At 72.7% G+C, this 26,103-nt stretch carries 19 protein-coding genes and 1 riboswitch; of the genes, 2 read left to right on the top strand and 17 right to left on the bottom strand.

What is annotated here, in order from left to right:
- Positions 1-50 precede the first annotated feature (50 nt).
- On the bottom strand, positions 51-6,674 hold the full coding sequence (locus tag ACWEVN_RS02925; protein ID WP_452049992.1) for a DUF885 domain-containing protein: 6,624 nt from the start codon (positions 6,672-6,674) through the stop codon (positions 51-53).
- A gap of 133 nt (positions 6,675-6,807) precedes the next feature.
- On the opposite strand from ACWEVN_RS02925, the gene ACWEVN_RS02930 reads away from it, so the two are divergent.
- Positions 6,808-7,839, top strand: a complete 1,032-nt coding sequence (locus ACWEVN_RS02930; RefSeq protein WP_452049993.1) for an AsnC family protein — start codon at positions 6,808-6,810, stop codon at positions 7,837-7,839.
- On the opposite strand, the gene ACWEVN_RS02935 is transcribed toward ACWEVN_RS02930, so the two are convergent.
- The 10 genes from ACWEVN_RS02935 to ACWEVN_RS02980 form a co-directional block, all read right to left on the bottom strand.
- On the bottom strand, positions 7,836-8,765 hold the full coding sequence (locus ACWEVN_RS02935; RefSeq protein ID WP_285449820.1) for an RluA family pseudouridine synthase: 930 nt from the start codon (positions 8,763-8,765) through the stop codon (positions 7,836-7,838). The two genes, ACWEVN_RS02930 and ACWEVN_RS02935, sit on opposite strands and share 4 nt — an antisense overlap.
- Positions 8,762-9,358 (bottom strand): signal peptidase II, encoded by a 597-nt coding sequence (lspA, locus tag ACWEVN_RS02940; RefSeq protein ID WP_449685506.1) that lies wholly within the window; start codon positions 9,356-9,358, stop codon positions 8,762-8,764. The genes ACWEVN_RS02935 and lspA overlap by 4 nt, the downstream gene beginning before the upstream one ends.
- A 77-nt stretch (positions 9,359-9,435) precedes the next feature.
- On the bottom strand, positions 9,436-10,032 hold the full coding sequence (locus ACWEVN_RS02945) for a hypothetical protein (protein ID WP_452049994.1): 597 nt from the start codon (positions 10,030-10,032) through the stop codon (positions 9,436-9,438).
- Between the two features lie 4 nt (positions 10,033-10,036).
- Entirely contained in the window at positions 10,037-10,621 is a 585-nt protein-coding gene (locus ACWEVN_RS02950; RefSeq protein WP_449685467.1) for a hypothetical protein, read from the bottom strand.
- A 16-nt stretch (positions 10,622-10,637) separates the two neighbouring features.
- A complete protein-coding gene (locus ACWEVN_RS02955; RefSeq protein ID WP_449685466.1) occupies positions 10,638-11,963 on the bottom strand; it encodes an aminotransferase class V-fold PLP-dependent enzyme in 1,326 nt (441 codons plus the stop codon).
- A gap of 39 nt (positions 11,964-12,002) precedes the next feature.
- Positions 12,003-12,117, bottom strand: a riboswitch (SAM riboswitch).
- A gap of 77 nt (positions 12,118-12,194) precedes the next feature.
- Positions 12,195-13,673: a potassium/proton antiporter gene (locus ACWEVN_RS02960; RefSeq protein WP_449685465.1), complete on the bottom strand. Its 1,479-nt coding sequence runs from the start codon at positions 13,671-13,673 to the stop codon at positions 12,195-12,197.
- A 97-nt stretch (positions 13,674-13,770) separates the two neighbouring features.
- Positions 13,771-14,463, bottom strand: a complete 693-nt coding sequence (locus ACWEVN_RS02965) for an ArsR/SmtB family transcription factor (RefSeq protein WP_452049995.1) — start codon at positions 14,461-14,463, stop codon at positions 13,771-13,773.
- Between the two features lie 79 nt (positions 14,464-14,542).
- Positions 14,543-16,168 carry a penicillin-binding transpeptidase domain-containing protein gene (locus ACWEVN_RS02970; RefSeq protein ID WP_452049996.1) on the bottom strand — a complete coding sequence of 542 codons (1,626 nt, stop codon included), beginning with the start codon at positions 16,166-16,168 and terminating at the stop codon, positions 14,543-14,545.
- A gap of 74 nt (positions 16,169-16,242) precedes the next feature.
- The gene (ileS, locus tag ACWEVN_RS02975; RefSeq protein WP_452049997.1) at positions 16,243-19,401 is read right to left on the bottom strand and encodes an isoleucine--tRNA ligase; all 3,159 of its coding nucleotides are present in this window, start codon (positions 19,399-19,401) and stop codon (positions 16,243-16,245) included.
- A 238-nt stretch (positions 19,402-19,639) separates the two neighbouring features.
- Entirely contained in the window at positions 19,640-20,932 is a 1,293-nt protein-coding gene (locus tag ACWEVN_RS02980) for an MFS transporter (RefSeq protein ID WP_452049998.1), read from the bottom strand.
- Positions 20,933-20,996: 64 nt separating this feature from the next.
- Here ACWEVN_RS02980 and ACWEVN_RS02985 point away from each other — a divergent pair, with 64 nt between their 5' ends.
- On the top strand, positions 20,997-21,743 hold the full coding sequence (locus ACWEVN_RS02985) for an ArsR/SmtB family transcription factor (RefSeq protein ID WP_449685460.1): 747 nt from the start codon (positions 20,997-20,999) through the stop codon (positions 21,741-21,743).
- A gap of 153 nt (positions 21,744-21,896) precedes the next feature.
- On the opposite strand, the gene ACWEVN_RS02990 is transcribed toward ACWEVN_RS02985, so the two are convergent.
- The 6 genes from ACWEVN_RS02990 to pgeF all read right to left on the bottom strand — a co-directional run bounded on the left by ACWEVN_RS02990 (position 21,897) and on the right by pgeF (position 25,996).
- A complete protein-coding gene (locus ACWEVN_RS02990) occupies positions 21,897-22,466 on the bottom strand; it encodes a hypothetical protein (protein ID WP_452049999.1) in 570 nt (189 codons plus the stop codon).
- A gap of 120 nt (positions 22,467-22,586) precedes the next feature.
- A complete protein-coding gene (gene wag31, locus ACWEVN_RS02995; RefSeq protein WP_310977409.1) occupies positions 22,587-23,441 on the bottom strand; it encodes a DivIVA-like cell division protein Wag31 in 855 nt (284 codons plus the stop codon).
- A 52-nt stretch (positions 23,442-23,493) separates the two neighbouring features.
- On the bottom strand, positions 23,494-23,769 hold the full coding sequence (locus ACWEVN_RS03000) for a YggT family protein (RefSeq protein WP_013224824.1): 276 nt from the start codon (positions 23,767-23,769) through the stop codon (positions 23,494-23,496).
- 115 nt (positions 23,770-23,884) lie between these two features.
- The gene (locus ACWEVN_RS03005) at positions 23,885-24,484 is read right to left on the bottom strand and encodes a cell division protein SepF (RefSeq protein ID WP_310977410.1); all 600 of its coding nucleotides are present in this window, start codon (positions 24,482-24,484) and stop codon (positions 23,885-23,887) included.
- A gap of 100 nt (positions 24,485-24,584) precedes the next feature.
- On the bottom strand, positions 24,585-25,295 hold the full coding sequence (locus tag ACWEVN_RS03010; protein ID WP_452050000.1) for a YggS family pyridoxal phosphate-dependent enzyme: 711 nt from the start codon (positions 25,293-25,295) through the stop codon (positions 24,585-24,587).
- Entirely contained in the window at positions 25,292-25,996 is a 705-nt protein-coding gene (pgeF, locus tag ACWEVN_RS03015) for a peptidoglycan editing factor PgeF (RefSeq protein WP_449688184.1), read from the bottom strand. Before pgeF ends, ACWEVN_RS03010 begins: the two co-directional genes overlap by 4 nt.
- Positions 25,997-26,103 lie beyond the last annotated feature (107 nt).

The raw sequence follows: 26,103 nt of genomic DNA on the forward strand, positions 1-26,103 counted from the left end.
GGCGGCTTGTGCCGCCGAGTTCAGCTCTCGTCTCGGCCGCGGTGCTGATGTCACCGGGCGTCCTTTGCCGCTCGCCTTGCCACCCACTCCGCCACGACGTCCGCCAGGACCGGCAACGGCAGGGTGCCGCTGCCCAGGACCGTGTCGTGGAACTCCCGGATGTCGAAAGCCACGCCCAGCGCCTGCTCGGCTTCGGCGCGCAGCCGCTCGATCTCCAGGCGGCCCACCATGTAGCTGAGCGCCTGCCCCGGGAGGCCCGCGTACCGGTCGACCTCGGCCTCGATCTCGATCCGGGCCATCGGCGTGTGGTCGACCATGAAGTCGACCGCCTGCTGCCGGCTCCAGCCCAGCGCGTGCAGGCCCGTGTCCACGACCAGCCGGGCCGCGCGCATCGAATCCTGCGTCAGCAGGCCGAGCCGGGCCGTGCTGTCGGAGTACAGCCCCATTTCGTCCGCGAGGCGCTCGGCGTAGAGGCCCCAGCCCTCGGCGAAGGCGTTGAACATGCCGATCCGGCGCAGCAGCGGGACATCGGTCAGCTGCTGGGCGAGCGTCAGCTGGAAGTGGTGCCCCGGCACCGCCTCGTGGAAGGCGACGGACTCGCTCAGCGTCCGCTGCCGCTGATCCGCGTCGCGCGTGTTCGCGTAGTACGTGCCCGGCCGGGAACCGTCCAGGGACGGCTCGATGTAGTAGGCGATCGAGCCGCTTTCGGCCTCCGCGTCCGGTACCGGCGCCACCTGGCACTTCTGCTCCGGAACCCGTGAGAACCATTGTGGGGCCACGGCTTCCGCGCGCGTGATCGTCGCGCGGGCGGACTCCAGCAGCTCGTCGCCGTCGCGCCAGCGCAGGGCCGGGTCGGTGCGGATGCGGTCGAAGACCTCCGCGAGCTCGCTCGTGCCGAACAGCTCGGCGCCCAGCTCGCGGTACTCCCCCGCCAGCCGCTCGATGATCGCCAAGCCTGTATCGTGCAGGTCCTGCGGCGTGCGCCCGGTCGTCGTCTCGGCCCGGATCAGCGCCGCGTAGCGCTCCGGCCCGCCTGGCAGGTCACCGAGGCCCGGCGACGTCTCGGGCCGGGCCACCGGGACGACCTCGTCGGCCAGGAAGTCCCGGTACCGCCGGTAGGCCGGCCGCACCACCTCGGCCAGCACCCGGTCACGCTCGGCTTCTAGGCCCCGGACCGGCACCTTCAGCGGGTCGTTCTCCGGGTCGGCGAGGTACCGCTCGACGTAGCCGACGCCGATGCGCGCCAGGAACTCCGGCGGTGCCAGCCCCTCGGCGAGCGCGGCCCGCTGCCGCTCGATCACCTGGTCCAGGTACGTGCCGATGGCGGCGAGCCGGCTCAGGTAGCCGCGGGCCTTGCCGTCGTCGTCGAGGATCGTCTGCGGCAGGTCCGTGAGCAGGCTGAGGGCCGGTGCGTCCAGCCCGTCGCTCACCGCGATGTCCGCCCGGCCGGAATCGAGCACGTCGATCCGGGTGCGGGCCTGCCAGATCACGACGTCCCGGGTGACGCGCTCGGCCGGTGTCAGCACCGCCGCGTCGAGCGCCTCGGCGCGCGCGATGACGCCGGCGAGCCCGGCGCGGAACCGGGCGGCGGCTTCGGCGGTCTGGTCGGCGAGCTTGTCGTGCGTGCCCGGCAGGCCGTACACCGACGGGAGCAGCGGCTGCGCCTCGAACATCAGCGCCAGGCACTCGTCCGCGAGCTTCTCGGGCGTGTCACGGCGCCGCGCCACCCACTCGGCGACCACGCCGGACAGCACCGGCAGCGGCAGGGTGCCGCTGCCCAGCACGACGTCGTGGAACTCGCGGATGTCGAACGCCGCCCCCAGCGCCTGCTCGGCCTCGGCCCGCAGCCGCTGGATCTCCAGCCGCCCCACCATGTAGCCCAGCGCCTGGGCCGGGTCGGCGGTGTACCGGTCGATCTCCGCCTCGATCTCCAGCCGCGCCATCGGCGTGTGCTCGGCGAGGTAGTCGACCGCCTGCTGCCGGCTCCACCCGAGCGCGTGCAGGCCGGTGTCGACGACCAGCCGGCCCGCGCGCATCGAATCCTGCGTCAGCATGCCCAGCCGGGAGACATCGTCGGAGTACAGGCCCATCTCGTCGGCCAGGCGCTCGGCGTAGAGGCCCCAGCCTTCGGCGTAGGCGTTGACGTGCAGGATCCGGCGCAGCAATGGCAGCTCGGTGAGCTCCTGGGCCAGGCTGAGCTGGAAGTGGTGCCCCGGCACCGCTTCGTGGAACGCGATCGCCTCACTCGTGAACCGCGGCCGCTTCTCCGCCTCGAACGTGTTCGCGTAGTACGTACCCGGGCGCGTCCCGTCGAGCGACGGCTGGAGGTAGTACGCGATCGTGCCGCTCGCCGCGTCCGCCTCCGGCACCGGCGCCACCCGGCACTGCTGCTCCGGCACCCGCGAGAACCATTGCCCCGCCACGGTTTCCGCGCGGGTGATGGCGGCCCGGGCCCCGGCCAGCAGCTCCTCGCCGTCCCGCCAGCGCAGCGCCGGGTCGGTCCGGATCCGGTCGAAGATCTCCGCGAGGTCCGTGGTGCCGAACAGCTTCCCGCCCAGCTCGCGGTACTCCCCCGCCAGCTTCCCGATCAGCGCGAGCCCGGTGTCGTGCAGGTCCTGCGCCGTGCGCTCGGTCGTCGTTTCGACGCGGATCAGCGCGGCGTAGCGCTCCTGACCACCCGGCAGGGCACCGATGCCCGGCGACGTCTCGGGCCGGGCCACCGGCGCGAGCTCGTCGGCCAGGAAGTCCCGGTACCGCCGGTAGGCCGGCCGGACGACCTCGGCGAGCAGGCGATCGCGTTCGGCCTCGAAGCCTTCGAGCGCGTGCGCCGGTGTCACCCGCAGCGGGTCGTTCCCCGGCGCGCCGAGGTAGCGGTCGACGTACTCGACGCCGACGGCCACCAGAAAGCCCGGCGGCACCCGCCCTTCGCCCGCCGCCGCGCGCTGCCGCTCGATCAGCGCGTCGAGGTAGTCCCCCATTCCGGCGAGCCGGCTCAGGTACCCGCGGACCTTCGGCTCGTCGTCGAGCACCGTCTGCGGCAGGTAGAGCAGCAACTGCAGCGCGGGCGCGGCGAGCCCGTCGCTGACCGAGATGTCGGCGCGACCGGAGTCCATCTCGTCGATGGCCGCTTTCGCCTGGGAGAGCACGACTTCGCGGGTGACCCGCTCCTCGGCGGACAACCCTGCGGTGCCGAGCGCCGCGGCCCGCGCGGCGATCGCCGCGTAGCCCGCGCGGAGCCGGGCTTCGGTCGCCGCGCTCGGATCGGGCAGCCGGCCGGGATCGCCGGGCAGGCCGTACAGCGACGGGTACAGCGGCTGCCGTTCGAAGTCCAGCGCGAGCAGCTCATCGGCCAGCTTCCCGGGCGTGTCGAGCTGCCCGGCCACCCAGTCCCCGACCACCTTCGCCAGCGCGGACAGCGGCAGCATGCCGTGGCCCAGCACGACTTCGTGGAAGCCGCGGATGTCGAACCGCTCGCCCAGCGCCCGCTCGGCCTCGGCCCGCAGCCGCTGGATCTCCAGCCGCCCGACCATGTAGCCCAGTGCCTGCGCCGGCCAGCCGACGTACCGGTCGATCTCCGCTTCGATCTCCAGCCGCGCCATCGGCGTGTGCTCGACCAGGAAGTCGATGGCCTGCTGCCGGCTCCAGCCCAGCGCGTGCAGCCCGGTGTCGACGACCAGCCGGCCCGCCCGCATCGAATCCTGCGTCAGCATGCCCAGCCGTGACACGTCGTCGGAGTACAGGCCCATCTCGTCCGCGAGCCGCTCGGCGTAGAGGCCCCAGCCTTCGGCGTAGGCGTTGAACATGCCGATCCGCCGCAGCAGCGGCAGGTCCCGCAGTTCCTGCGCCAGGCTGAGCTGGAAGTGGTGCCCCGGAACGGCTTCATGGAAGGCGATCGCCTCACTGGTGAACCGCGGCCGCTTCTCGGCTTCGTACGTGTTCGCGTAGTACGTGCCCGGGCGCGTGCCGTCTAGCGACGGCTGGAGGTAGTAGGCGATCGTGCCGCTCGCCGCGTCGGCCTCCGGCACCGGGGCGACCTCGCACTTCTCGGCCGGAATGCGCGAGAACCACCGCGGGGCGACGGCTTCGGCGCGGGCGATCGCGTCGCGGGCCGCGGACAGCAGTTCCTCGCCGTCGCGCCAGCGCAACGCCGGATCGGTGCGCAGGCGCTCGAAGATCTCGCCGAGCTCCGTGGTGCCGAACACCTTCGCGCCCAGCTCGCGGTACTCCTCCGCGAGCTTCCCGATCAGCGCCAGCCCGGTCTCGTGCAGTTCCTGCGCTGTGCGCTCGGTGGTCGTTTCCGCGCGGATCAGCGCCGCGTATCGCTCCGCCCCGCCCGGCACGTGGGAGATGCCCGGCGCGGTCTCCGGCCGCCCGACCGGCTCGACCTCGTCACGCAGGAAGTCGCGGTAGCGCGCGTAAGCCGGGTGGACGACCTCGGCGAGCAGCCTGTCGCGCTCGGCTTCGAAGCCCTCGACGGCCGCGGTCGTGCTCACCTTCAGCGGGTCGGTGTCCGCCGCCGCCAGGTAGCGTTCGATGTACTCGATGCCGACGCGGGCCAGGTACGCCGGCGGCACCAGGCCTTCGGCCAGGCTTTCGCGCTGCCGCTCGGCCAGGTCGGCGAGGAACGGCTCGATCGCGGCGAGCCGGGCCAGGTAGCCGCGCGCCTTCTTCTCGTCGTCCAGCGCGTAGTACGGCAGGTACATCAGCAGCCCGAGGGCGGGCGCGGTCAGCCCGTCGCTGACGCCGAGATCGGCCGACCGCGCGCCGAGCCGATCGGCCTCGACCTCGGCGGCCGCGATCACGACCTCGCGAGTGACGGCCTCCTCCGGCGCCAGGCCCTTGATGGCCAGGGCCCGCGCACGATCCGCGAGGGCCCGGTACGCGACGCGGAAGCGCTCCTGCGCGGCCCGGGTCTGGTCGCCGAGCCGGTCGTGGCCGGCGGGCAGCCCGAGTACCGACGGGTGCAGCGGCTCCTGCTCGAAGGACAGCTCGACGAGCTCGCTCGCCAGGCCGTCGACGGTGTCGCCGTGCCCGGCCACCCACTCGTCGACGACCGTGGCGAGCACCGACAGCGGCAGCTGGCCGCCGGCCAGCACGAGGTCGTGGAACGCGCGGACGTCGAACCGCGAGCCGAGCCGCTGCGACGCGCGGGCCCGGGCACGCTGGATCTCCCGCCGCCCCACCAGGTACCCGAGCGCCTGGCCCGGCCAGGCGATGTAGCGGTCGACCTCGGACTCGATCTCCGGGCGCGCCTCCGGCGTGTGCTCGAGCAGGTAGTCGACCGCCTGCTGCCGGCTCCACCCCAGCGCGTGCAGCCCGGTGTCGACGACCAGCCGGCCCGCCCGCAGCGAATCGCCGGCCAGCATGCCGAGCCGGGCGACGTCGTCGGAGTAGAGCCCCATTTCCTCGGCGAGGCGCTCGCTGTAGAGCCCCCAGCCCTCGACGTAGGCGTTGAACATGCCGATGCGGCGCAGCAGCGGCAGCTCGGTGAGCCCCTGCGCGATGCTGAGCTGGAAGTGGTGGCCCGGCACGGCTTCGTGGAACGCCGTCGTTTCGGCCATGTGCCGCAGCCGCTCGGTGGCTTCGTGAGTGTTCGCGAAGTAGATGCCCGGGCGCGAGCCGTCGCCGGCCGGGCGCAGGTAGTACGCCGCGGGCGCGCCGGGCGCGACCTCCGCCGGCACCGCTTCGACCGTGCACGGCTGCTCCGGGATCCGGCCGAACCACTTCGGCGCTTCCGCCGTCGCCCGGGCGACGGCCGTGCGGGCGGTCTCCAGCAGCTCGTCCGCACTGCGCCAGCGCAGCCCCGGGTCGGTGCGCAGGCGCTCGAAGATCGCGGCCAGGTCGTCGGTGCCGAACACCTTCAGCCCCAGCTCGCGGTACTCGGCGGCGAGCGCCTCGACGGTGTCGAGCCCGATCCGGTGCAGTTCTTCCGGGGTGAGCTCGGTGGTCGTGTGCATCCGCGCCAAGGCGGTGTAGGTCTCCGCGCCGCCGGGCAGCCAGGACACGCCGGGCCGCTCCGCGGGGCGCCCGTGCGGCTTGACCTCGGCGATCAGGAACTCGCGGTACTCGGCGAAAGCGGGCCGGACGACGTCGGTGAGCAGCTCCTCCCGCCGCCGCTCGAACTCCTCGTCCGGGGCGGGCTGGCGGCGCAGCGGGTCGGCGGCCGGGTCGGCGAGGTAGCGGTCGAGGTGCGCGACCGCGGCGTCGACCAGGTGGGCCACCGGGAGCAGGCCATCGGCGATGCCCTCGGCGTGCCGCCGCGCGGCCTGGCGCAGGTACTCCGGGATCGCGGCCAGCCGGCCGAGCTGGGCCTGCGCGGCCTCGCCCGCCGTCACCGTCGTCATCGGCAGGGCCATCAGCAGGCCCGCCGCGGGCCCGATGGACAGGTCGGTGACGGCGAATTCGACGAGCCGGCTGTCGATCGAGGCGATGCGGTTCTCGGCCGTGGTGATCAGCACTTCGCGGGTGACCCGGTCCTCGGTGCTGTCCGGCTCCAGCGCGCGGGCCCGCTCGAGGAACGCCACCAGCCGGGCCCGGAACGCGCGCTCGGCTCCGGCCGACAGGTCCGCCAGGCCGGGCTCCGCCGGGCGGATGCCCAGCAGAGCCGGCGTCAGCGGATCGGCGGCGAACAGCGCTTCGACGAACTCGTCGGCGAGTTCGGTGACCGCGGTCATGGCAGGACCCCCAGCTTCGGCTGATGTGCTCTCGGCCGACCCTAACGGAGATCACCGACAGAAACGCCGCGCCGTTCGCCCGGGGCGGACGGCCTGCGGCGCCGCGGATCGGCCAGGAGGTAGCGTTCTTCAGGTGGCCGTGACCGATCCCGTGGATACCCGCCTGCTCGCCGCGCTCGCCGACCTCGGCAAGGCGGCGGTGCACGAGCTGGCGGCCAAGGTCGGCATGGACCCCCGCGAGGTCGCCTACCGGCTGGTCGCCCTCTCCGGCAGCGGGCTCCCCCTGCTCGTCGGCGTCGAAAGCGACCCGAACGGCCTGCGCGCGGCCATCGCCGGGGCGCCGCCGTCGTGGGCGAACCGGCCGCCGCAGCAGCAGTTCCCGCCGCCTTCGCAGCCGGTGCCTTCGCAGCCGCCGATGCCGCCGATGCCGCCGCCGGTCCAGGGGACGCCTTCGGGGCCGTACAACGTCCAGGGCGCTCCTTCCGGGCCCTACAACGTCCAAGGCGCGCCGTCAGGGCCGTACACCGTGCAAGGGGCACCCTCGGGGCCGTACAACGTCCAGGGCACGCCGTCCGGCCGCTACCCGGGCCCGCCGCCCCAGCAGCAGCAACCACCGCGCCCGCCCCGGCCGTTCACGCCGCCGCCGGTGCCGCTCGACCCGGCCGTGAGCACCTGGGGCGTCCCGCAGACGGCGTCGTGGGCCCGCGGCGACGAACCCGCGCGGACCAGCGGGCCCGCGGCCGGCAAGCAGGGCCGGCTCGGCGAGGTCATGGAGACCCAGGGCCTGGAGGGCGAGCAGCTGTCGGTGCAGCTCCTGGAGGTCCAGGACCCGGCCGACTACCTGTTCAGCGCGGCCGGCTACCGCCTGGAGGACGGCGAACGCGCGGTCGTGGTGCACACCGAGATCACCAACCGCGGGTCGATCCCGTTCGCGTCACTGCCGGACAACTACCTCGAACTGCTCGCCGCCGACGGTCAGGCGATCGGCAAGGCACCGGTGTCGCTGACGTCCCGGCCGCCGCACAAGATCGGCGTCAAACCGGGCGAGACACTGGGCGGCCACACGGTGTACGTGCTGCCGGACGCCACCCGCGTCGTCTCGGTGCGCTGGAGCCCGCGGCCGGAGCCGGACGAGCGCACCCTCACCTGGTCGATCGAGGACTAATAGCTCTCGTCGCGCAGGATTTCCAGGGCCTTCGCCAGGTCGTCCGGGTACTCCGACTCGAACTCGACCCAGCGGCCGTCCGCGGGGTGGGCGAAGGCCAGGGTCTTCGCGTGCAGCCACTGCCGGCTCAGGCCGAGGTGGCGGGCCAGGACCGGGTCGGCGCCGTAGGTCAGGTCGCCGACGCAGGGGTGCCGCAGCGCCGAGAAGTGGACGCGGATCTGGTGCGTCCGCCCGGTTTCCAGCTTGATGTGCGCGAGCGACGCCGCCCGGAACGCCTCGACGACCTCGTAGTGCGTCACGCTCGGGCGGCCGCCCTGGACCACCGCGAACTTGTAGTCGTGGCGCGGGTGGCGGTCGATCGGGGCGTCGATCGTGCCGCGCGTCGGGTCCGGGTGGCCCTGGACGATCGCGTGGTAGCCCTTGTCCACCGTGCGCTCCTTGAACGCGCGCTTGAGCACGGTGTAGGCGTGCTCGCTCTTGGCCACCACCATCACGCCGGTGGTGCCCGCGTCGAGCCGGTGGACCACGCCCTGGCGCTCGGCCGCGCCCGACGTCGCGATCCGCAGGCCGGCCGCGGCGAGGCCGCCGACGACGGTGGGGCCGGTCCAGCCCGGGCTCGGGTGGACCGCGACGCCGACCGGCTTCGAGATCACCACGATGTCGTCGTCGTCGTGCAGGATCTGCATGCCTTCGACCGGCTGCGCGACGACCTCGACCGGGTTCGCCGGCTCCGGCAGGGTGATCTCCAGCAGGCCGCCGCCGGACAGGCGGTCGGACTTGCCCGCGGGACGGCCGTCGAGCAGCACGTCCCCGGACTCGGCGAGCTCGGCGACGACCGTGCGCGAGAGCCCGAGCAGCTTGGCCAGGCCGGCGTCGACCCGCATCCCGTCGAGCCCGTCGGGCACCGGGAGCATCCGCGAGCTCACGCCTGCTCCTCCTGCTGCTGCTCGGCCTTCTTCTTGTCCTTGGTCGACGTGCCGTCGTAGTCCTTGCCCAGCAGGGACAGCAGGACGATCAGGGCGCCGCCGACGCAGATCGCGGAGTCGGCGATGTTGAAGATCGCGAAGCCCTTGCCGTTGGGGGCGAAGGCCGAGATGAAGTCGACGACGTGGCCCTGCAGCCCACCGGGCGCGCGGAAGATGCGGTCGGTCAGGTTGCCGGTGGCGCCGGCGAGCACCAGGCCGAGGCCGATCGCCCAGCCGATCGAGCGCAGCCGCCGCGACAGCCAGACGATCGCGATGACCACGGCGAGCGCGACCAGGGCGAGCACCCAGGTCATGCCGGTGGCCATCGAGAAGGCGGCGCCGGGGTTGCGGATCACCTGCAGGTAGATCAGCCCGCCGAGGACCTTGACCGGCTCCTTGCCCTCCAGGTTGGCCACGACCAGGTTCTTCGACACCAGGTCGATCGCCCAGAACACGACGGCGACCGCGAAGACCCAGCCGACCCGCCGCTTCGGCAGCAGCGGCTTCGCCGGCACCTCCGGGTTCTCGGGCGCGTCGGCGGCCGGATCGGGCACCGCCTCGGCGGGCGTGGCGGTGTCGGGTTCGGAGTGGCTGGGCTCGGTGCTCACCGGTCCATTGTCCACGGCGCTGGTCAGGCGGTGGCGGGCCCGTCCGGACGCGGCCGCAGGAGCACGGCGAAGGCGGCCGCGAACAGGACGCCCGCCGCGGCGAGCGCGCCGGCCACCGGGGGCAGGAAAACCGTCGCGACCAGCGTGAACACGCCGGTGACGGCCAGCAGGAACCAGCTGCGTTCGCAGGCAGCGAGCACCAGGAGGCCGAGCGTCGCCAGGAGCGCGCCGCGGACGTCGCCGCCGAGCCGGAGCTGGAGGGCGCCGGCCAGGTCGAGCAGCGGGACGGCGGCCAGCGCCCCGAGCGTGCCGAGCAGGAACCGGCCGGGACGCGGCGGCCGCAGCTGCCGCCAGTACCAGGCGGCGACGGCGAGGACCACGCAGGCGAGGCCGGCGAGCCAGCCGAGCCGCGCCGAGGGCACCACGTCGACGGCGACGGCGATCGCTCGCTGCTCGCTCGCCAGGCCGGTGCCGTTGAGCTCGTTGGTCGCGGAGCCGTGCAACCGCTGGTACCCGAGCGTGCTCTCGGGGCGGTCCGGGACCAGTGCGACGGCCACCATCACGAGCAGCGCGAACCCCAGTGCGGCCAACGGGAACCAGGCCCTCCGCGGACTCCCCATCGGGTCAGCCTATCCGGGGCTTCGGCCGCAGCAGGGCGGCGAAGGCGGCGGCGAGCAGGATGGCCGCGGACCCCAGCACGCCCGCCATGTCCGCCGAAAGCACCACGGCGACCAGCGCGAACGCCGCCGCCGTGAGCAGGACGAACCGGCTGCGCTCGTACGCGGCGAGCAGCAGCAGGCCGAGCGTGGCCAGGAGCGGGCCGCGCAGGGTGTCGTCGAGCCGGAACTGCCACGATCCGACCAGGTCGAGCAGGGGGACGGCGAGCAGCGCGGCGACCGTGCCGAGGACGAACCGGGCGGTGCGGACGGGCCGCAGCGCGAGCGCGTACCAGATGGCCGTGCCGGTGACGACCACGCCGAGCGCGATCAGCCACGCGATCTCGGTCGGCAGGCCCGGGCCCAGGGCGTAGAACTCGTCCTGGGTCAGGAACTGCAGGCGAGGGGATGCCGGCGTGGCCGGCCGGAGCAGGAGGTTCGCGGCCTCGGCTTGGGCCCGGCTGCGGCGCGCCAGCAACTGCGCCGCCGCCAGGCCGATCTCCGCGAACCCCAGCAGTGCCAGCGGAAACCAGAAACGCGGCCCTCTCCCCATCGGCCCAGGCTAGCGCTCAGCAGAACGGCGGCAGCTCGCGCGGGTCGCCCACCGGGGCCCAGCGGCCGTCCACCTTCGCGTACTCCCAGCGGGCTCCGCGGGCGACGATCTGGCGCAGCGCCAGCAGCACGCGGTCGACGTGTTCCTCGGTGCTGCCGAGGCCGAGGCTGACGCGGACCGCCTGCTGCCCCTCGCCGCCGGTGACGCCGATCAGGCGCTTGGCCGCGATGTGGGCGCAGAAGGCGCCGTCGCGGACGCCGATGCCGTACTCGGCCGACAGGACCGCGGCGAGCCAGCCGGGGTCGAAGCCGTCGACGACGAAGCTGACCGTGCCGACCCGGTCGACCGGCGCGTCGAACAGCCGCAGCTCGGCGCAGCCGGGGATGCTCTCGAGGCCCTTGCGCAGCCGGGCGAGCAGGGCCTGCTCGTGGTCTTCGATCGCGGCCCAGTTTTCGCCGAGGGTCTCGCACGCGACGCCGAGCGCGTACACGCCGACGGTGTTGGGCGAGCCGGCTTCGTGGCGCTCCGGGCCGGTGTTCCAGACGACGGCGTCTTCGGTGACGAGCTTGGTCGCACCGCCGCCGGCGAGGTACGGGCGGGCCGCGCGCAGCCAGTCGGCACGGCCGATCAGCGCGCCCGCACCGAAGGGCGCGTACAACTTGTGGCCGGACAACGCGACGTAGTCGACGTCGAGTTCCTTGAGCGAAATCCGGCGGTGCGGGGCCAGCTGGGCGGCGTCGAGAGCGATGCGAGCGCCGTGTTTGCGCGCCACGGCGGCGATTTCCGCCACCGGGAGCAGTTCACCGGTCACATTGGACGCCCCGGTGACGACGACCAGCCGCGGGCCCTGCGGGGCTTCGGCGAGTGCTTCGTCCACAGCGGACACCGCGGCGAGGCGGGTGCGCGGCGTCGGGATCCGCCGGACGTTCGGTCCCTGCCACGGCAGCAGCGCGGCGTGGTGCTCGGTGTCGAACACGATCACCGTGGTGTGCCGGGGAAGGCTGCGGGCGAGGAGGTTGAAGGCGTCGGTGGTGTTGCGGGTGAAGACGACGGTGTCGGTCCGCCGCGCGTCGACGAAGCGGCGCAGGACGTCGCGGGTGCGCTCGTAGAGCTTGGTGGAGACCTGCGACGCGAAACCGGCGCCGCGGTGGACGCTGGCGTACCAGGGCAGGAACTCGTCGACCTTCGCGCGGACGGCGTCGAGGCAGGGGGCGCTCGCGGCGTGGTCGAGGTTGGCGTAGCCGATGTCCCCGCCGGTGACCAGCGGGACCCGCAGCGACGCCCCGGCGACGGCGGGAACGGCGGGGGCTTCGAGCTGGGTGCGGTCGATGGCGAGAGTCATCGGGGTGCCTCCTCGGCGATCCGGGGGACCCCGGCGAGGGGCCCGCGCTTGCCCGTCGCACGGCGCGACCGGCCCGGTCTTCACCCGGGGCACCCCACCGCGGTAGGAGGGTTGCCGGCCAGCAAGCCGGGGCTTCGCGCTGGCACTCATGACCTGGTTCGAAGGTAACCGAGAGCGCGTCCGGGCGCCAACCCCCGTCGCACATTCTGAGACGCCGGTCACAGAGCGTGCTCAGCGGCCGGATTCGCCCTTCCAGCGGGCCAGGCGGCCGGCCCGGTCGACGGCGCGCAGCCGGCGTTCGACCGCGTCGCGGACCGCGCTCGTCGTGACGACCAGGAGCTGGTCGTTCTCCTGCAGCCGGCTGGTCTTCTGCGGGGTGAACCCGGCGCCGTCGCGGACGACCAGGCTGATCGTCGCGCCGACCGGCAGGCGCAGCTCGGACAGGTACACGCCGTGCATCTTCGACCCCGGCTGGATCCGGACCTGCAGCAGTTCGGCGCCGAGCTCGTCCAGCGGCGCGGAGTCGACCTCGATTTCGTGCGCTTCGGACTTCTTGGCCAGCCCGAGCGTGCGCGCGAGCGGGCCGAGCGTCGCCCCCTGGACCAGCGTCAGCACGATGACCAGCACGAACACCGCGTCGACCAGCCGTTGCGCGCCCGGCAGGCCCTGCGACAGCGGGATCATGGCGAGCACGATCGGCACCGCGCCGCGCAGCCCGGCCCACGACAGGAACACCTGTTCCCGCCACGGCAGGCGGAACGGCAGCATCGACAGCACCACCGAGACCGGCCGCGCCAGCAGCAGCACGACCGCGCCCGCGACCAGGCCCGGCACGATCGCGTCGAGCAGCCGGCCCGGCGAGGCGAACAGCCCGAGCAGTACGAACAGCCCGATCTGGGCCAGCCAGCCCAGGCCTTCGGCGAACGAGAGCGTGTCCGACCGGTGCGGCAGCCGCGAATTGCCGAGCACCAGCGCGGCGACGTAGGTGGCGAGCAGCCCGGACGCGTGCAGCAGCTGCCCGGACGAGTAGGCGACGACGCACACCGCGACCGTGGCCAGCGGGTAGAGGCCGGTCGCCGGCAGCGCGGCCCGGCGCAGCGCGATCCCGCCGAGCCAGCCGAAGGCGAGGCCGATGACCAGGCCGGCCGTCAGCTCGTAGACCACCAGCAGCGGCAGCGTCCAGTCCACAGTGGTGCCTTCGGCCAGCACCACGACGGCGATGTAGGCCGGTGCGTCGTTGATGCCCGACTCGAGTTCGAGCGCGCCGGTGAGCCGTTTGCCGATCCCGGCCGTGCGCAGCACCGAGAACACCGCGGCCGCGTCGGTCGAGGCGAGCACCGCGCCCCAGAGCAGCGCGAGCCGCCAGTCGAGGCCCAGCAGCCAGTGCAGGGCCGCGCCGGTGGCCGCGATGCTCACCACGACGGCCACTGTGGACAGTGCGATCCCCCGGCCCAGCGCGGGTTTCACCGCCGACCACCGGGTGGTCAGCCCGCCTTCGGCGAGGATCATGACGAGGGCGGCGAGGCCGAGCGACTGGGTCAGGCCGGGGTTGTCGAACCGGATGCCGAACCCGGCTTCGCCGAGCAGGACGCCGATCCCCAGGTACAGCAGCAGCGAGGGCAGGCCCAGCCGGATCGACACGCGCACGGCCAGCACGGACGCGAGGAGGACGACGCCGCCGACGCCGAGCAGCACGGGAAGCTGGTCCATGCCCGCCTCCTCCCGAGTGCCGTGGGGCCCTCAGAATAGTGAGGCGCGTGGGTTAACTCGTTCGTGTACCGCTGCCCAGCGCCGGACACCCGGTGTGTTAAGGCGCCGCACCACCACCGAGCGCGGCGAGATCGACACCGAGCGCGGCGAACGGCTCCCCCGCCGCCGGCAGCACCTTGACCGCGCGGTGGCCGTCCCGGGCCACCCAGCCGGCGTCGACCGCCCGCTCGAGCAGCGCGGCGGGCAGGGCACCGGCGAGGTGGTCGCGGCGCTCCGTCCAATCCAGACAGTCCCGCAGCAGCGGCCGCCGCCCGGCCGCCACGGGGACGCCGAGAGCCGCCAGGACGTCGCGGCCGCGCGGGGTCAGCGCCAGCCCGGCGGCGGTGTCGACCAGGCCGGTGGCGAGCATGCCCTCGCGGAGGGCGACGCCGAGCTCGCCGGCGAGATGGTCGTAGCAAGTCCGGGCGAAGCCGAGCCGTCGTGCGCGCAAGGAGGACTTGAGGCTGGTCACGGGCCGGTGTTCGGCGTGCTGGGCCAGGTGCTCGATCAGCTCGGCGACCCGCGGGTCGGCGATCCGGACGTAGCTGGCCCGCCCCTGCTTGACGCGGGCGACGAAGCCGGCGCCGGCCAGCCGGCTGACGTGCTCGCTGGCCGTCGAAAGCGCGATCCCGGCGGCCTTCGCGAGCTCGCCGACGGTCCAGGCCCGCCCGTCCAGCAGCACGAGGCACATGGTGGCCCGGCTCGGGTCGGCGAGCACCGCGGCCACCTCGGCCAGCGCGATCGTCTCCATGCCCCCACGCTACGGCCCCGACCCTTCGGCCCCGGCCGAACCTTCGCGTACCCAGCCGGACGACACGCGTGCCGTCCGGTCAGAGGGCCTTGAGGAACTTGGCGGCCAGCTGGACGGCCGGGCCGGAGTCGTTCGACTTTTCGAGGACCACGGCGAAGGCGATGCTGCCGCGGTACCCGACGAACCAGCCCGTGGCGTTCGAGCCGTCGCCGAACTGGGCCGTGCCCGTCTTGCCGAAGACGTTGCCCGCCGACGCCGCCGCGCGGCCGGTGCCGCTGGTCACCACCGCGTGCATCATCTTCCGCACCTCCCCGAGCACTGACGAAGGCGGCGGGGAGTAGCCCTTGACGACCGAGGTCTCCAGGTCGTGCCACAGCCGGGGCGTGATCGCCTTGCCCGTCGCGACCGTGGCCGCCATCAGCGTGCCGCCGAGGGCGCTGGCCTGGATGCGGCCCTGGCCGAACCCGTCCTCGACCTGCTCGTCCTTGCTCGCCGCGGGCTCGACCTTGCCCAGCTCGGTCTTGATCCCGGGGATGTCGTAGTCGGCGTTGAGGCCCAGTTCGTCGGCCGCCTTCTTCAGCCCGTCCGCGGGCAGGGCGAGCGCGAGCTGGCCGAACGTCGTGTTGCAGGAGCGGGCGAACGCCGTCTGGAGGTTCGTCGCGCCCAGCTCGAAGCCCTCGTTCTTGACCGTCCGCGTGCCGATCGTCGCGACGCCCGGGCAGTCGACCGGCGACCCCGCGTTCAGGCCGCTCTGCTGGACCGCCGCCACCGACGTCGCGATCTTGAACGACGACCCCGGCTCGTACAGGCCGTTGAGCGCCTTCGGCGAGTTCCCGGCCGCGGCGTTCTGCGCGACCGCGAGGATGTCCCCCGAGCCCGTGTCGAGGGCGACGAGCATCGCCGATCCCTGGTAGCCGTCCACCGCGGCCTGGGCGGCGTTCTGCGCGGCCAGGCTCAGGCTCGCCACGAGCGGCTTCGCGTCGGCGTCCGACGTCTTCCCGTACAGCCGCTCGAGGCTCTTGCCGCCGCCGTCGACGCGTTCGACGGCGAACCCGCTGCCGGCCGCGGCCGTCACCTGGCCGACGAACGCCGAGCGCAGCAGCGGCGCCGGGTTGCCGTCCGCCATCCGCGGGCCGCCGGCCCCGCTGATCACCAGCGGTTTGCCGTCCCGGTCGGCGACCGCGACCGTGTCCTGCGCGGCCGTGCTGATCACCAGCCGCTGGCCCGCCTCGAGCTTCGGGTGCAGCAGCGACGGCGCCCAGTGCACCAGCCACTTCCCGCTGCTCCGCACGAGCTCGAACGGCACGTCGTAGGTCCAGACCTGCCCCGGCTTCAGCGTCCAGGACATGCTGAACGTGCCGCCCGTCCGGTTCTCCCCGGCCGGGGACGGCTGCAGGACGGTCAGCTTGGCGGCCACCGACGTCGGGTTCAGCGTGTTCCGGGTGGCCCGCAGCGCGACCGCGGCGGCCGCGTTGTCGTCGGTCAGCCGGCCCGCCGCGTCCGGGTTGTTCTCGGAAAGGTCCTGCAGGTACTCGGTGATCGCCGTGTTCGGGTCGAGCGCGCCCGGGCTCTCCACGGTGGTCGCGCCGGTGGCGGCCTCCGGGGTCGATCCCCCGCTGTTGAGCAGGAAGAACGCGGCCACCACGACCACGACGACCAGCAGCGCGCCACCGATCAGGATGCCGCGTCTCTTGCCAGGGCTCATTCCGGTTCCCCTCCCCCAAGGAGCCACCCGTGGGTGGCCGGTCGAGTCTGCACCCTACCGGCCACCCCCGACAATCATGATTTCGCGACCGACACCGTGACCTTCGTGCCGTCCCCGACCGTGCCGGCGAAGCCCTCGCCGGCCGGGCCGTGGGTCACCGACGTGGCGAGGGTCTCCGACGCGAGGAACTCCTCGTGCGTCCGGGCCGCCGCCACGACGTCGTCCGGCGCGTCGACGGTCAGCGCGATCCGGTCGGCGACGTCGAGCCCGGCGTCGCGGCGGGCCTGCTGCACGACCCGGACCAGGTCGCGGACCAGGCCTTCGGCCGCCAGTTCCGGCGTCACCTCGGTGTCGATCAGGACCAGGCCGGACCCGCCGGGCAGTTCCGCCGCCGCGCCGCCGCCCTTGGCGACCAGCCGGCGTTCGAACTCGCCTTCCTGGAGGGCGATCCCGGCCGCGACCACGGCGCCGCCCTGGAACGACCAGTCCCCCGCCTTGACGGCCTTGATCACCGTCTGGACGTCCTTGCCCAGGCGCGGGCCGGCGGCGCGGGCGTTGACCGCGACCTCGAACCCGCCGTGCGCGGCGACGTCGGTGGTCAGCTCGACCGCCTTGACGTTCACCTCGTCGCGCAGGATGTCGGCGAACGGCGCCAGCGAAGCGGCGTCCTCGGCCGCCACGACCAGCGACGACAGCGGCAGCCGCACGCGCAGCTTGTTCGCCTTCCGCAGCGACAGCGCCGACGACGCCACCTGCCGCACCCGGTCCATCGCGGTGACCAGCGCCGCGTCCGCGGGCAGGTCGTTGGCGTTCGGCCAGTCGGTCAGGTGCACCGAACGGCCGCCGGTGAGCCCGCGCCAGACGACCTCGGTGGTCAGCGGCAGCAGCGGCGCCGCGACCCGGGACGTCACCTCCAGCACGGTGTGCAGCGTGTCGATCGCGTCCGCCTCGCCCGCCCAGAAGCGGTCGCGCGAGCGGCGCACGTACCAGTTCGTCAGGACTTCGAGGAAGTCCCGGACGGTCTGGCACGCGCCCGCGACGTCGTAGTTGTCCATCGCGTACTCGACGTCGGTGACCAGTTCGTGCGTCTTCGCCAGGACGTACCGGTCGAGGACGTTCGCCGAATCGGTGCGCCACTTGCCTTCCACGCCCTCGGCGTTCGCGTACAGCGCGAGGAAGTAGTACGAGTTCCACAGCGGGAGCACGGCCTGGCGGACGGCGTCGCGGATGCCCTTGTCGGTGACGACCAGGTTGCCGCCGCGCAGGATCGGGCTCGCCATCAGGTACCAGCGCATGGCGTCGGAGCCGTCGCGCTCGAAGACCTCGTTGACGTCCGGGTAGTTGCGCAGCGACTTGGACATCTTCGCGCCGTCGGAGCCCAGCACGATGCCGTGCGAGACGCAGGTGCGGAACGCCGGCCGGTCGAACAGCGCCGTGGCAAGGACGTGCAGCAGGTAGAACCAGCCACGGGTCTGCCCGATGTACTCGACGATGAAGTCGCTCGGGTAGTGGTGCTCGAACCACTCGGCGTTCTCGAACGGGTAGTGCACCTGGGCGTAGGGCATCGAGCCCGAGTCGAACCAGACGTCGAGGACGTCCGGGACGCGGCGCATGGTCGACTGGCCCGTGGGGTCGTCCGGGTTCGGCCGGGTCAGCTCGTCGATGTAGGGCCGGTGCAGGTTGTCCAGCCGCACGCCGAAGTCCGCCTCCAGCTCGTCGAGCGAGCCGTAGACGTCGGTGCGCGGGTACGCCGGGTCGTCGGACTGCCACACCGGGATCGGCGTGCCGAAGTACCGGTTGCGGGAGATCGACCAGTCGATGGCGTTCTCCAGCCATTTCCCGAACTGGCCGTCCTTGACGTTCTCCGGGTACCAGGTGATCTGCTGGTTGAGCTCGACCATCCGGTCCTTGAACTGCGTCACCGCGACGAACCACGACGAGACCGCGCGGTAGATCAGCGGGTTCCGGCAGCGCCAGCAGTGCGGGTAGCTGTGGTCGTAGGTCTCGTGCCGCAGCAGCACGGCGCCCTGCTGCGCCGCGGATCCGGTGCCGTTCTTGAGGTCCCGCACGATGTTCGGGTTGGCGTCGAAGACCTGCTGGCCCTCGTAGTCCGGCACGGTGGCGTCGAACTTGCCGTGCGCGTCGACCGGCGTGACCGGCGGGATGCCGGCGGCGTCGGTGACGAGCTTGTCGTCGGCACCGTAGGCGGGGGCGATGTGGACGACCCCGGTGCCGTCGTCGGTGGTGACGTAGTCGGCGGCCAGCACCTGGTGGGCGTTCTCGGTGCCGGTGAAGTACGGGAACGGTGGGGCGTAACGGGTTCCGAGCAGCTGCGTGCCGGTGTAGTGCGCGACGACCGTCGGCTCTTCGCCGAGCTCACGCGCGTACGCGGCCACCCGCGCTTCGGCGAGCAGGAACCGCTTGCCGTCGTGCTCGACGACGACGTACTGGACGTCCGGGTGCACGGCCGTGGCGAGGTTCGACGGCAGCGTCCACGGCGTCGTCGTCCAGATGAGCAGGTACGTGCCGTCGAGGTCGTTCCCGTTGCCCTCCAAGCGGAAACCGACGGTGACGGCCGGGTCCTGGCGGTTGCGGTAGACGTCGGAGTCCATGCCGAGCTCGTGGTTCGACAGCGGCGTCGCGTCGCGCCAGCAGTACGGCAGGACGCGGTAGCCCTCGTAGACGAGTCCCTTGTCCCACAGGCGTTTGAACGCCCACAGCACCGACTCCATGTAGGTGACGTCGAGGGTCTTGTAGTCGTTGTCGAAGTCGACCCAGCGGGCCTGGCGGGTGACGTACTCGCGCCACTCGTCGGTGTAGCGGAGGACGGACTCCTGCGAAGCCGCGTTGAACTTCGCGATGCCCATCTCTTCGATCTCGGACGTCTCGGTGATGCCGAGCTGGCGCATCGCTTCGAGCTCGGCGGGCAGGCCGTGGGTGTCCCAGCCGAAGCGGCGCTCGACCTTGTGGCCCTTCATGGTCTGGTAGCGCGGCACCAGGTCCTTGACGTACCCGGTGAGCAGGTGACCGTAGTGCGGCAGGCCGTTGGCGAAGGGCGGGCCGTCGTAGAAGACGTACTCGTTGTCGCCCTTCTCGCCCGCGGGGCGCGCGTCGATCGTCGCCTGGAAGGTCCGGTCGCTCTCCCAGTAGGCGAGGACCTGCTTCTCCAGGGCGGGGAACGACGGCTGCGACGGGACTCCTGCGCCGTCGCCAAGCTGGGCCTGGGGGTACATCCGGGTGCTCCTCGGTTCGTCTCTCGCGTACGGACGACCGGGCTCCCGGTCACCCACACGGGGACGAAACACTTTCGGCGTTCCGCGGTACCACCCCGCTTGCCCGGCAGGTGCTCCCGGGCCGCTCATTCGACGGCTGTCACGGGCCGCACCCGTCCGGTTCTACTGAGAGCGTGACGCTCGGTTCTTCCGGAGGCTCCCCGGTGATGGCCGGATCGACGCCGTGTTGCCTACCAGGTTAACCGGCCCGCGCAACCGGGTTGTCACGAGGGCCACGTACGGTCACGCCGATCGCGACCAGCCACAACGCCGCCGCGATGACGCCGACCGCGGGCAGTCCCCGGCCCGACACCGCGCCGAGCACCGCCACCCCGAGCGCGCCACCCGCTTGGCGGGCCGCGTTGTTGATGCCGCCGGCGACGCCCGCGCGCTCGGCCGGGACGCCGCTGACCACGGCCGTCACCACGGCGGTGGTCAGCAGGCCCATGCCGATGCCGAGCCCGAGCAACGTCGGCAGGAGCGCCGGATAGCCGCTGCTTTCGTCGAGGAGCACCAGGTTCAGCATGCCGAGGGCGCCGAGCGAAAGCCCGGCCACCATCAGCGGCCGCGACCCGAACCGGGCGACCAGCCGGCCCGCGACCGGCGCCAGCACCGAAAGCGGGCCGAACAGCGGCAGCAGCTCGAGCCCGGCTTCCAGGGGGCCGGCCCGCCGGACGCCCTGCAGGTACAGCGTCAGGACGAGGATCGTCCCGATGCCCACGAAGTTCATCGCCGCCGAGACGAAGGTGGCGGGCAGGGTCCGCCGGGCGAGGTCGAGCGGGAGCATCGGCGCCCGCGAGCGGCGTTCGACCGCGAGGAACGCGGCCAGCGCGACGACCGCCACCATCGCGGCCGGAACGCTCCCGGCGATGACCGCGTAGACACCGGCGCCGAGGGCGGGTGCTGCCGTGGCGACGCCGGCGACGTCGATCCGCCGTCCGGGCACGCGCTCGCCGCGCGGGACGAGCCGTGCCGTCGCGAAAGCGGCGGCCAGCACGACGGGGACGTTGAGCCAGAACACCGGCTGCCAGCCCACCGCGGTGACGACGGCGCCGCCGAGCACCGGGCCCGCGGCCAAGGCGACGGCCGAGACGCCGGCCCAGACGCCGAGGGCCCGCGCGCGCTCGGCGTGTCCGGGGTGGGCGTTGGTGATCACGGCGAGCGTTCCGGGCAGCAGCAACGCCGCACCCAGGCCCTGGCCGGCGCGGGCGGCGACGAGCAGCGGCGCGGTGGCGGCGAGGCCGCAGCCGGCCGACGCCGCGCCGAACAGCGCGAAGCCGGTCAGGACGACCCGGCGGTGGCCGGAGACGTCGCCGAGGGCGCCGCCGGTGAGCAGGAACGCGGCCAGGGTGACGGAGTAGCCGTCCACCACCCACTGCTGCGCCGCGAGGCCGGCGTGGAGGCCGGTGCCGATGGCGGGCAGGGCGACGTTGACGACCGTGACGTCCAGCTGCACCAGGAACATCCCGGCGCACATGGTGAGCAGGAGCATGTCCCCAGTGGACCGCGCGGACACTTCCGTTTGGGTGGAAGTGTCGCGGGGGCATCCTGGGCGGGTGGAAGGTGACGCCGACATCGCGCGCACGGCCGCGCTGTTCGCGGACCCGGCGCGGGTCCGGGTGCTGCTCGCGCTGGCCGACGGCCGCGCGCTGGCGGCGTCGGTGCTGGCCGCCGAGGCCCGGCTGTCCGCGCAGGGCGTCAGCGCGCACCTGGCGAAGCTGCGTTCGGCGGGGCTGGTCGTCGCGGAGAAGTCGGGGCGGCACCGGTTCTACCGGCTGGCCGGTCCGGGGACCGCGGAGGTGCTGGAGACGCTCGCGCGGTGTTCGCCGTCACAGCCGGTGACGTCGTTGCGGGAGGGGACGCGCGCGGAGGCGTTGCGGACGGCCCGGACGTGCTACGACCACCTGGCCGGGCGGCTCGGGGTGGCGGTCACGTCGGCGTTGCTGGCCCGGGAGGCGCTGGCGGGCGCGTCCGACACGCGGCGGCGTCCCGGCGACCGGATTTCGGCCCCGCTGGCCGAGCACCCGTACACGCTGGGGCCGGCGGCCGCTTCGGTGTTCGGCTCGCTGGGGGTCGACGTGGCTCTTGCGGCGGCCGGACGCCGTCCGCTGCTGAAGTTTTGCCTGGACTGGAGCGAGCAGCGCCACCACCTGGCAGGCGCGCTGGGCGCCGCGGTGGCCACGCGCTTCCTCGACGCGGGCTGGGTGACGCGTCGAACGCAGGCCCACCGCGCGCTCCGGCTGACCCCGGAAGGTGCGCAGGCCCTGCAAACCCACCTCGGTCTGGCGAATCTGGCCGCCTGACGTCGTGCTGGAACTCGTCTCCCGCGTGATCAGGCCCGTAACTCGCGTGACTGAAGCCGGATCTCGCGAGTTACGGCTTCAATCACGCCGATTCCGGCTTCAATCACGCGAGATCCGGCGGGCATCACGCGTGATTGGGGGGTCGACACGGGGTCAGCGGTGGGCGGCTACCAGGGTGGCGTCGGGGCGACAGACGTCGCAGGGGGTGAAGCCGAGCTGGCGGGCCTCGCCGACGCCGATCGGGATCGTGTCGCGGGGGCCGAGCCATTCGCAGGTGGAGAGGTGGTAGCGGGGGTGCTCGTCGACGACCACGACCTCGTCCTCGAGGTCGGCCAGGACCGCGACGTCGGCGTCCGGGGTGTCCTCCACGCCCGGGTCGGCGTCGGCGGTCGTTTCGGTCTCGGCTGAAGCGTCGGCCGGCTCGGGGTCGGGGTCGGGCGTGTCGGCCGGGTCACCCAGGTCGCCGGCGGCCGGGATCAGGGTGGTTTGTTCCTCGTGCACCGGCTCAGGCGCGGGCGCCGGCTCGGGCTCGGAAGCGGCAACGGGCGTGGCCGCGGGTGTGGCGGACCGGCGACGGCGGCGCAGCCAGTCGGCGACCAGGATGAGCCCGGCCAGCACGGACAAGCCGATGGAAACCCACGCCCACAGCGAAGAAGCCGTGATCAGCGCGGTGACGAGCAACCCCAGAGCCGCCAGTACCAGGACCAGCACGATGTAGAGCACGCTGCATTACAGCACGAACGACCTGGGAGCGGGCCACGACCCGCCCACGGGTGGTACCGGATCGACTCCGAACCGTGGCACACCCCGGAATCGGGGCGTGCCACGGCTTAGGAAGGAAACTCAGCCGGCTTCGGCGCGCGGGCCGAAGGAGTAGCCCTGGCCACCGCTCGTCGAACCGGACGACTGCCCGGAGCCCGACGACGCCGAGGCGGGGGCCGCGGAGCCGCGGTCGTCGAGCTCGCGCAGCTGGGACTCGAGGAACCCGCGCAGCCTCGTGCGGTACTCCCGCTCGATCGTGCGCAGCTCTTCGATCTTCTTGCCCAGCCCGCTCTTCTCGGAGTTCAGGCTGTTCATCGTCTCGGTGTACTTCCGCTGGGACTCGCGCTCCAGCGTGGTCGCCTTGTCGCGCGCCTGACGCTCGAGCGTCTCGGCACGGGTCCGCGCGTCGTTCAGCATCGTGTCGACGCGGGTGCGGGCCTCGTTCACCATCGAGTCGGACTTCGCCCGGGCGTCCGAGAGCAGCTGCTCGGACTTGGTGCGGGCCTCGGCCAGCATCCCGTCGGACTCGGTCTTCGCCTCGGCGGTCAGCCGGTCGGCCATCTCCTGGGCCAGGCCCAGGACCTTGGCGGCCTGGACGTTCGGCTCGGTACTGTCGCCGACCATCGAGTGCGCCTGCGTCTGCTCCATGGCGGACTGCGGCGGCGGCACCGGCGCCAGGCGCCGCGACGGCTCTTCGCGCATCGGGGGCGCGCCGACGTTCGCCTTGGCGTTCTCCAGCTCGCTGCGGGTCGACTCGAGTTCCGCGTCGAGCTGTTCCATCTGCTGGCGCAGCTCGTTGTTGTCCTCGATCAACCGGGCCAGCTCGGTCTCCACCAGGTCGAGGAACGCGTCCACCTCGTCCTCGTTGTAGCCCCTCTTGCCGATGGGCGGCTTGCTGAACGCGACGTTATGCACGTCAGCGGGGGTCAACGACATCAGATCACCTCACGCACTCCATGGCCTGCAGGGTCCACCCAAGTCTCCCCGATCAACTTGGAGTCGCCAGTTGCATCGCGAAGAACACAACCAACAGCAGCACCATAATCGACAAGTCCAGTCCGACGCCGCCGATCCGGACCATCGGAATGATCCTTCTGAACAAGCGGACCGGCGGGTCCGTCACTGTGTAGATGGTCTCGAGCGTGACCGCAACCCCTCCGGCCGGATGCCACTCACGCGCGAAGGTCCGGACGAGTTCGACCACGATCCGCGCCGTCAGCAGCAGCCAGAAGGCGAACAGCACGTACCAGACGACCAGCCACACAGCTTCCACATGCCTACTCTAACCGGGCGTCCTCTCCGAAGACGCAGTTGAGGGGGCCGACCCCGGATCGGGTCGGCAAAGTCACGTCTGCTTGCGCTCAGCGGTACGGGCGACTTCAGCCCCGCAAAAACAATCCGCCCTCGGCAATCCGCCGACGGTCTTCCGCCGTGACGTCCACATCGGGCGGTGAGAGAAGGAACACCTTGTTGGTGACCTTGTCCATCGACCCCCTGAGCGCGAACGCCAGCCCGGCGGCGAAGTCGACGAGCCGCTTCGCGTCCGCGTTCTCCATCTCGGTGAGGTTCATGATCACCGGGATGCCCTCGCGGTAGTGCTCCCCGATCGCCCGCGCCTCCGCGTAGCTGGTCGGGTGCAGCGTGGTGATGCGGCTCAACGGGTCACGCACCGGCTGGCGCACGACCGGCTCGACGACCGGGCGCAGGCGCGCCACCGGCTCGGGCTGCCGGTCGACGGCCAGCGCACCGTGAACGGCCGGCTCGGAGCTGACCACGGAGCGTGACCGGCTGCGGCTGACGGGCTCGTCGTACGTGTCGTCGACGTCGCGGTACCGTGAACGCGACGACCGCGGCGCCGGCTCCTCGTAGGAGTCGTAGTCGTCGTCGTAACCGCGTCGGTAGTCGTCTTCGACGTCGTAGCCGTCGTCGTCAGCGGGCACCATCCCGAAGTAGGCCTTCAGCTTCTGCAGCGCGCTCATGCCTCTCCCTAGCCCTAGCCGCTCCCGCACTGACTTTCGATCTCCACGCCGTCAGTGCCCCGCGCGGGCGGACACGAAACGTGACGACCGCGCGAGCTCCCTACGGCGAGGCTAAACCGCGTCCACCGAGCAACGCGGTTCCGACACGCACACAGGTCGAGCCGTGCGTGATCGCCTGCTCGAGATCATGGCTCATCCCGGCGGAGACGTCTGCGGCATTCGGGTGATCTTTTCGGAGGGCCTCCCCCGCGCGAGCGAGCCGTTCGAAGGCCGCGGCCGGGTCCACCCCCAGCGGCGCGACGGCCATCAGCCCGCGAAGCCGCAGCTCCCCGGACTGCGCGATCCGGTCGGCGAGCGCGCCGAGCTCGGGAAGCGGGCAGCCGCCGCGCCCGGGATCGTCGTCGAGGCTGGCCTGGATCAGCACGTCGAGGGGTTCGTCACGTATCTGGGCGGTTTGAACCGCACGCACCGCCTTGCCCAGCGCGTCGGCGAGCCGCGCGGAATCGACGGACTGCACCTCGTGGGCCCACCCGACCACCGATCGCGCCTTGTTCCGCTGCAGCCGGCCGACCATGTGCCACCGCAGCCCGGGGACTTCGGCGGCTTTCGGGCCGGCCTCCTGGTCCCGGTTTTCGCCGACGTCCGTGACGCCGAGCTCGGCCAGCAGCGCGACGTCGGACGCGGGGAAGGTCTTCGTGATCGCGAGCAGCTTGACCTCGTCCCGGGCGCGCCCGGCGGCCCGGCACGCGGCGGCGATCCGCGCTTCGACCTCGGCGAGGTTCTCGGCCAGTTCGGCCTTGCGGTCGGTCATGCCTCGATCCAGGTGATGCCGGCGATCCGCCCGGTGGTCCCGTCGCGGCGGTAGCTGAACAGCGTCTTGTCCTCGTTCGTGCACCGCGGGTCGACGCCGATCTTGCCGACGCCGAGGTCGGCGAGCTGGCGCCAGAGCCCGGCGCGCAGGTCGAGCCCGGGTGTCCCGGTGCGGGTCTTGCACGCGCTGCCGGGGACGTGTTTCTCGACGTCGGCGGCCATTTCCGCGGGGACTTCGTAGCAGTCGCCGCAGATGGCCGGGCCGAGCAGGGCTTCGATCCGGTGCGGCTCGGCGCCCACCTCCTGCATGGCCTTGACCGCGGCCGGGACCACGCCGACCCGGGTGCCCACGCGACCCGCGTGCACCGCCGAGACCACCCCGGCCTCGGCGTCGGCCAGCAGGACCGGGACGCAGTCGGCGACCAGCACCACGAGCGCGACGCCCGGGGTCGCCGTCACCAGGGCGTCGGTCGCTTCGGCCGCGCTGGTCTCGGAGCCGTCGACGACGGTCGCCGTGCGGCCGTGGACCTGCTCCATCCAGGCCAGCTTGTCTTCGGCCAAGCCGAGCTCGCTCGCCAGGCGCTTGCGGTTGGCGTAGACGTTGCCTTCGTCGTCGCCGACGTGGTCGCCCAGGTTGAAGGTGTCGTAGGGCGGCCGTGACGCGCCGCCCGCCCTGGTCGTCACCACTCGCCGAACCCGCACGAATCCTCCTGACGTCAATGAAGGCCCGGCCCCGAGCGCCCCAATGTGGCGTTGGGTGCGTCCACCGCACCCAATGTGGCGTTCGGTGCGTTCAACGCACCGAACGC

The sequence above is a fragment of the Amycolatopsis sp. NPDC003861 genome, assembly GCF_053605405.1.

Coding starts and splice junctions, on each gene's coding strand:
- ACWEVN_RS02980 (WP_452049998.1), bottom strand. CDS start 20,932: ATGCTCCTGCTCACCATGTGCGCCGGGATGTTCCTGGTGCAGCTGGAC.
- ACWEVN_RS02945 (WP_452049994.1), bottom strand. CDS start 10,032: ATGGGGAGTCCGCGGAGGGCCTGGTTCCCGTTGGCCGCACTGGGGTTC.
- ACWEVN_RS02970 (WP_452049996.1), bottom strand. CDS start 16,168: ATGAGCCCTGGCAAGAGACGCGGCATCCTGATCGGTGGCGCGCTGCTG.
- ACWEVN_RS03005 (WP_310977410.1), bottom strand. CDS start 24,484: ATGAGCGCGCTGCAGAAGCTGAAGGCCTACTTCGGGATGGTGCCCGCT.
- ACWEVN_RS02960 (WP_449685465.1), bottom strand. CDS start 13,673: ATGGACCAGCTTCCCGTGCTGCTCGGCGTCGGCGGCGTCGTCCTCCTC.
- ACWEVN_RS02925 (WP_452049992.1), bottom strand. CDS start 6,674: ATGACCGCGGTCACCGAACTCGCCGACGAGTTCGTCGAAGCGCTGTTC.
- ACWEVN_RS02950 (WP_449685467.1), bottom strand. CDS start 10,621: ATGGGGAGAGGGCCGCGTTTCTGGTTTCCGCTGGCACTGCTGGGGTTC.
- wag31 (WP_310977409.1), bottom strand. CDS start 23,441: ATGTCGTTGACCCCCGCTGACGTGCATAACGTCGCGTTCAGCAAGCCG.
- ACWEVN_RS02955 (WP_449685466.1), bottom strand. CDS start 11,963: ATGACTCTCGCCATCGACCGCACCCAGCTCGAAGCCCCCGCCGTTCCC.
- ACWEVN_RS03010 (WP_452050000.1), bottom strand. CDS start 25,295: ATGACCGACCGCAAGGCCGAACTGGCCGAGAACCTCGCCGAGGTCGAA.
- ileS (WP_452049997.1), bottom strand. CDS start 19,401: ATGTACCCCCAGGCCCAGCTTGGCGACGGCGCAGGAGTCCCGTCGCAG.
- ACWEVN_RS02965 (WP_452049995.1), bottom strand. CDS start 14,463: ATGGAGACGATCGCGCTGGCCGAGGTGGCCGCGGTGCTCGCCGACCCG.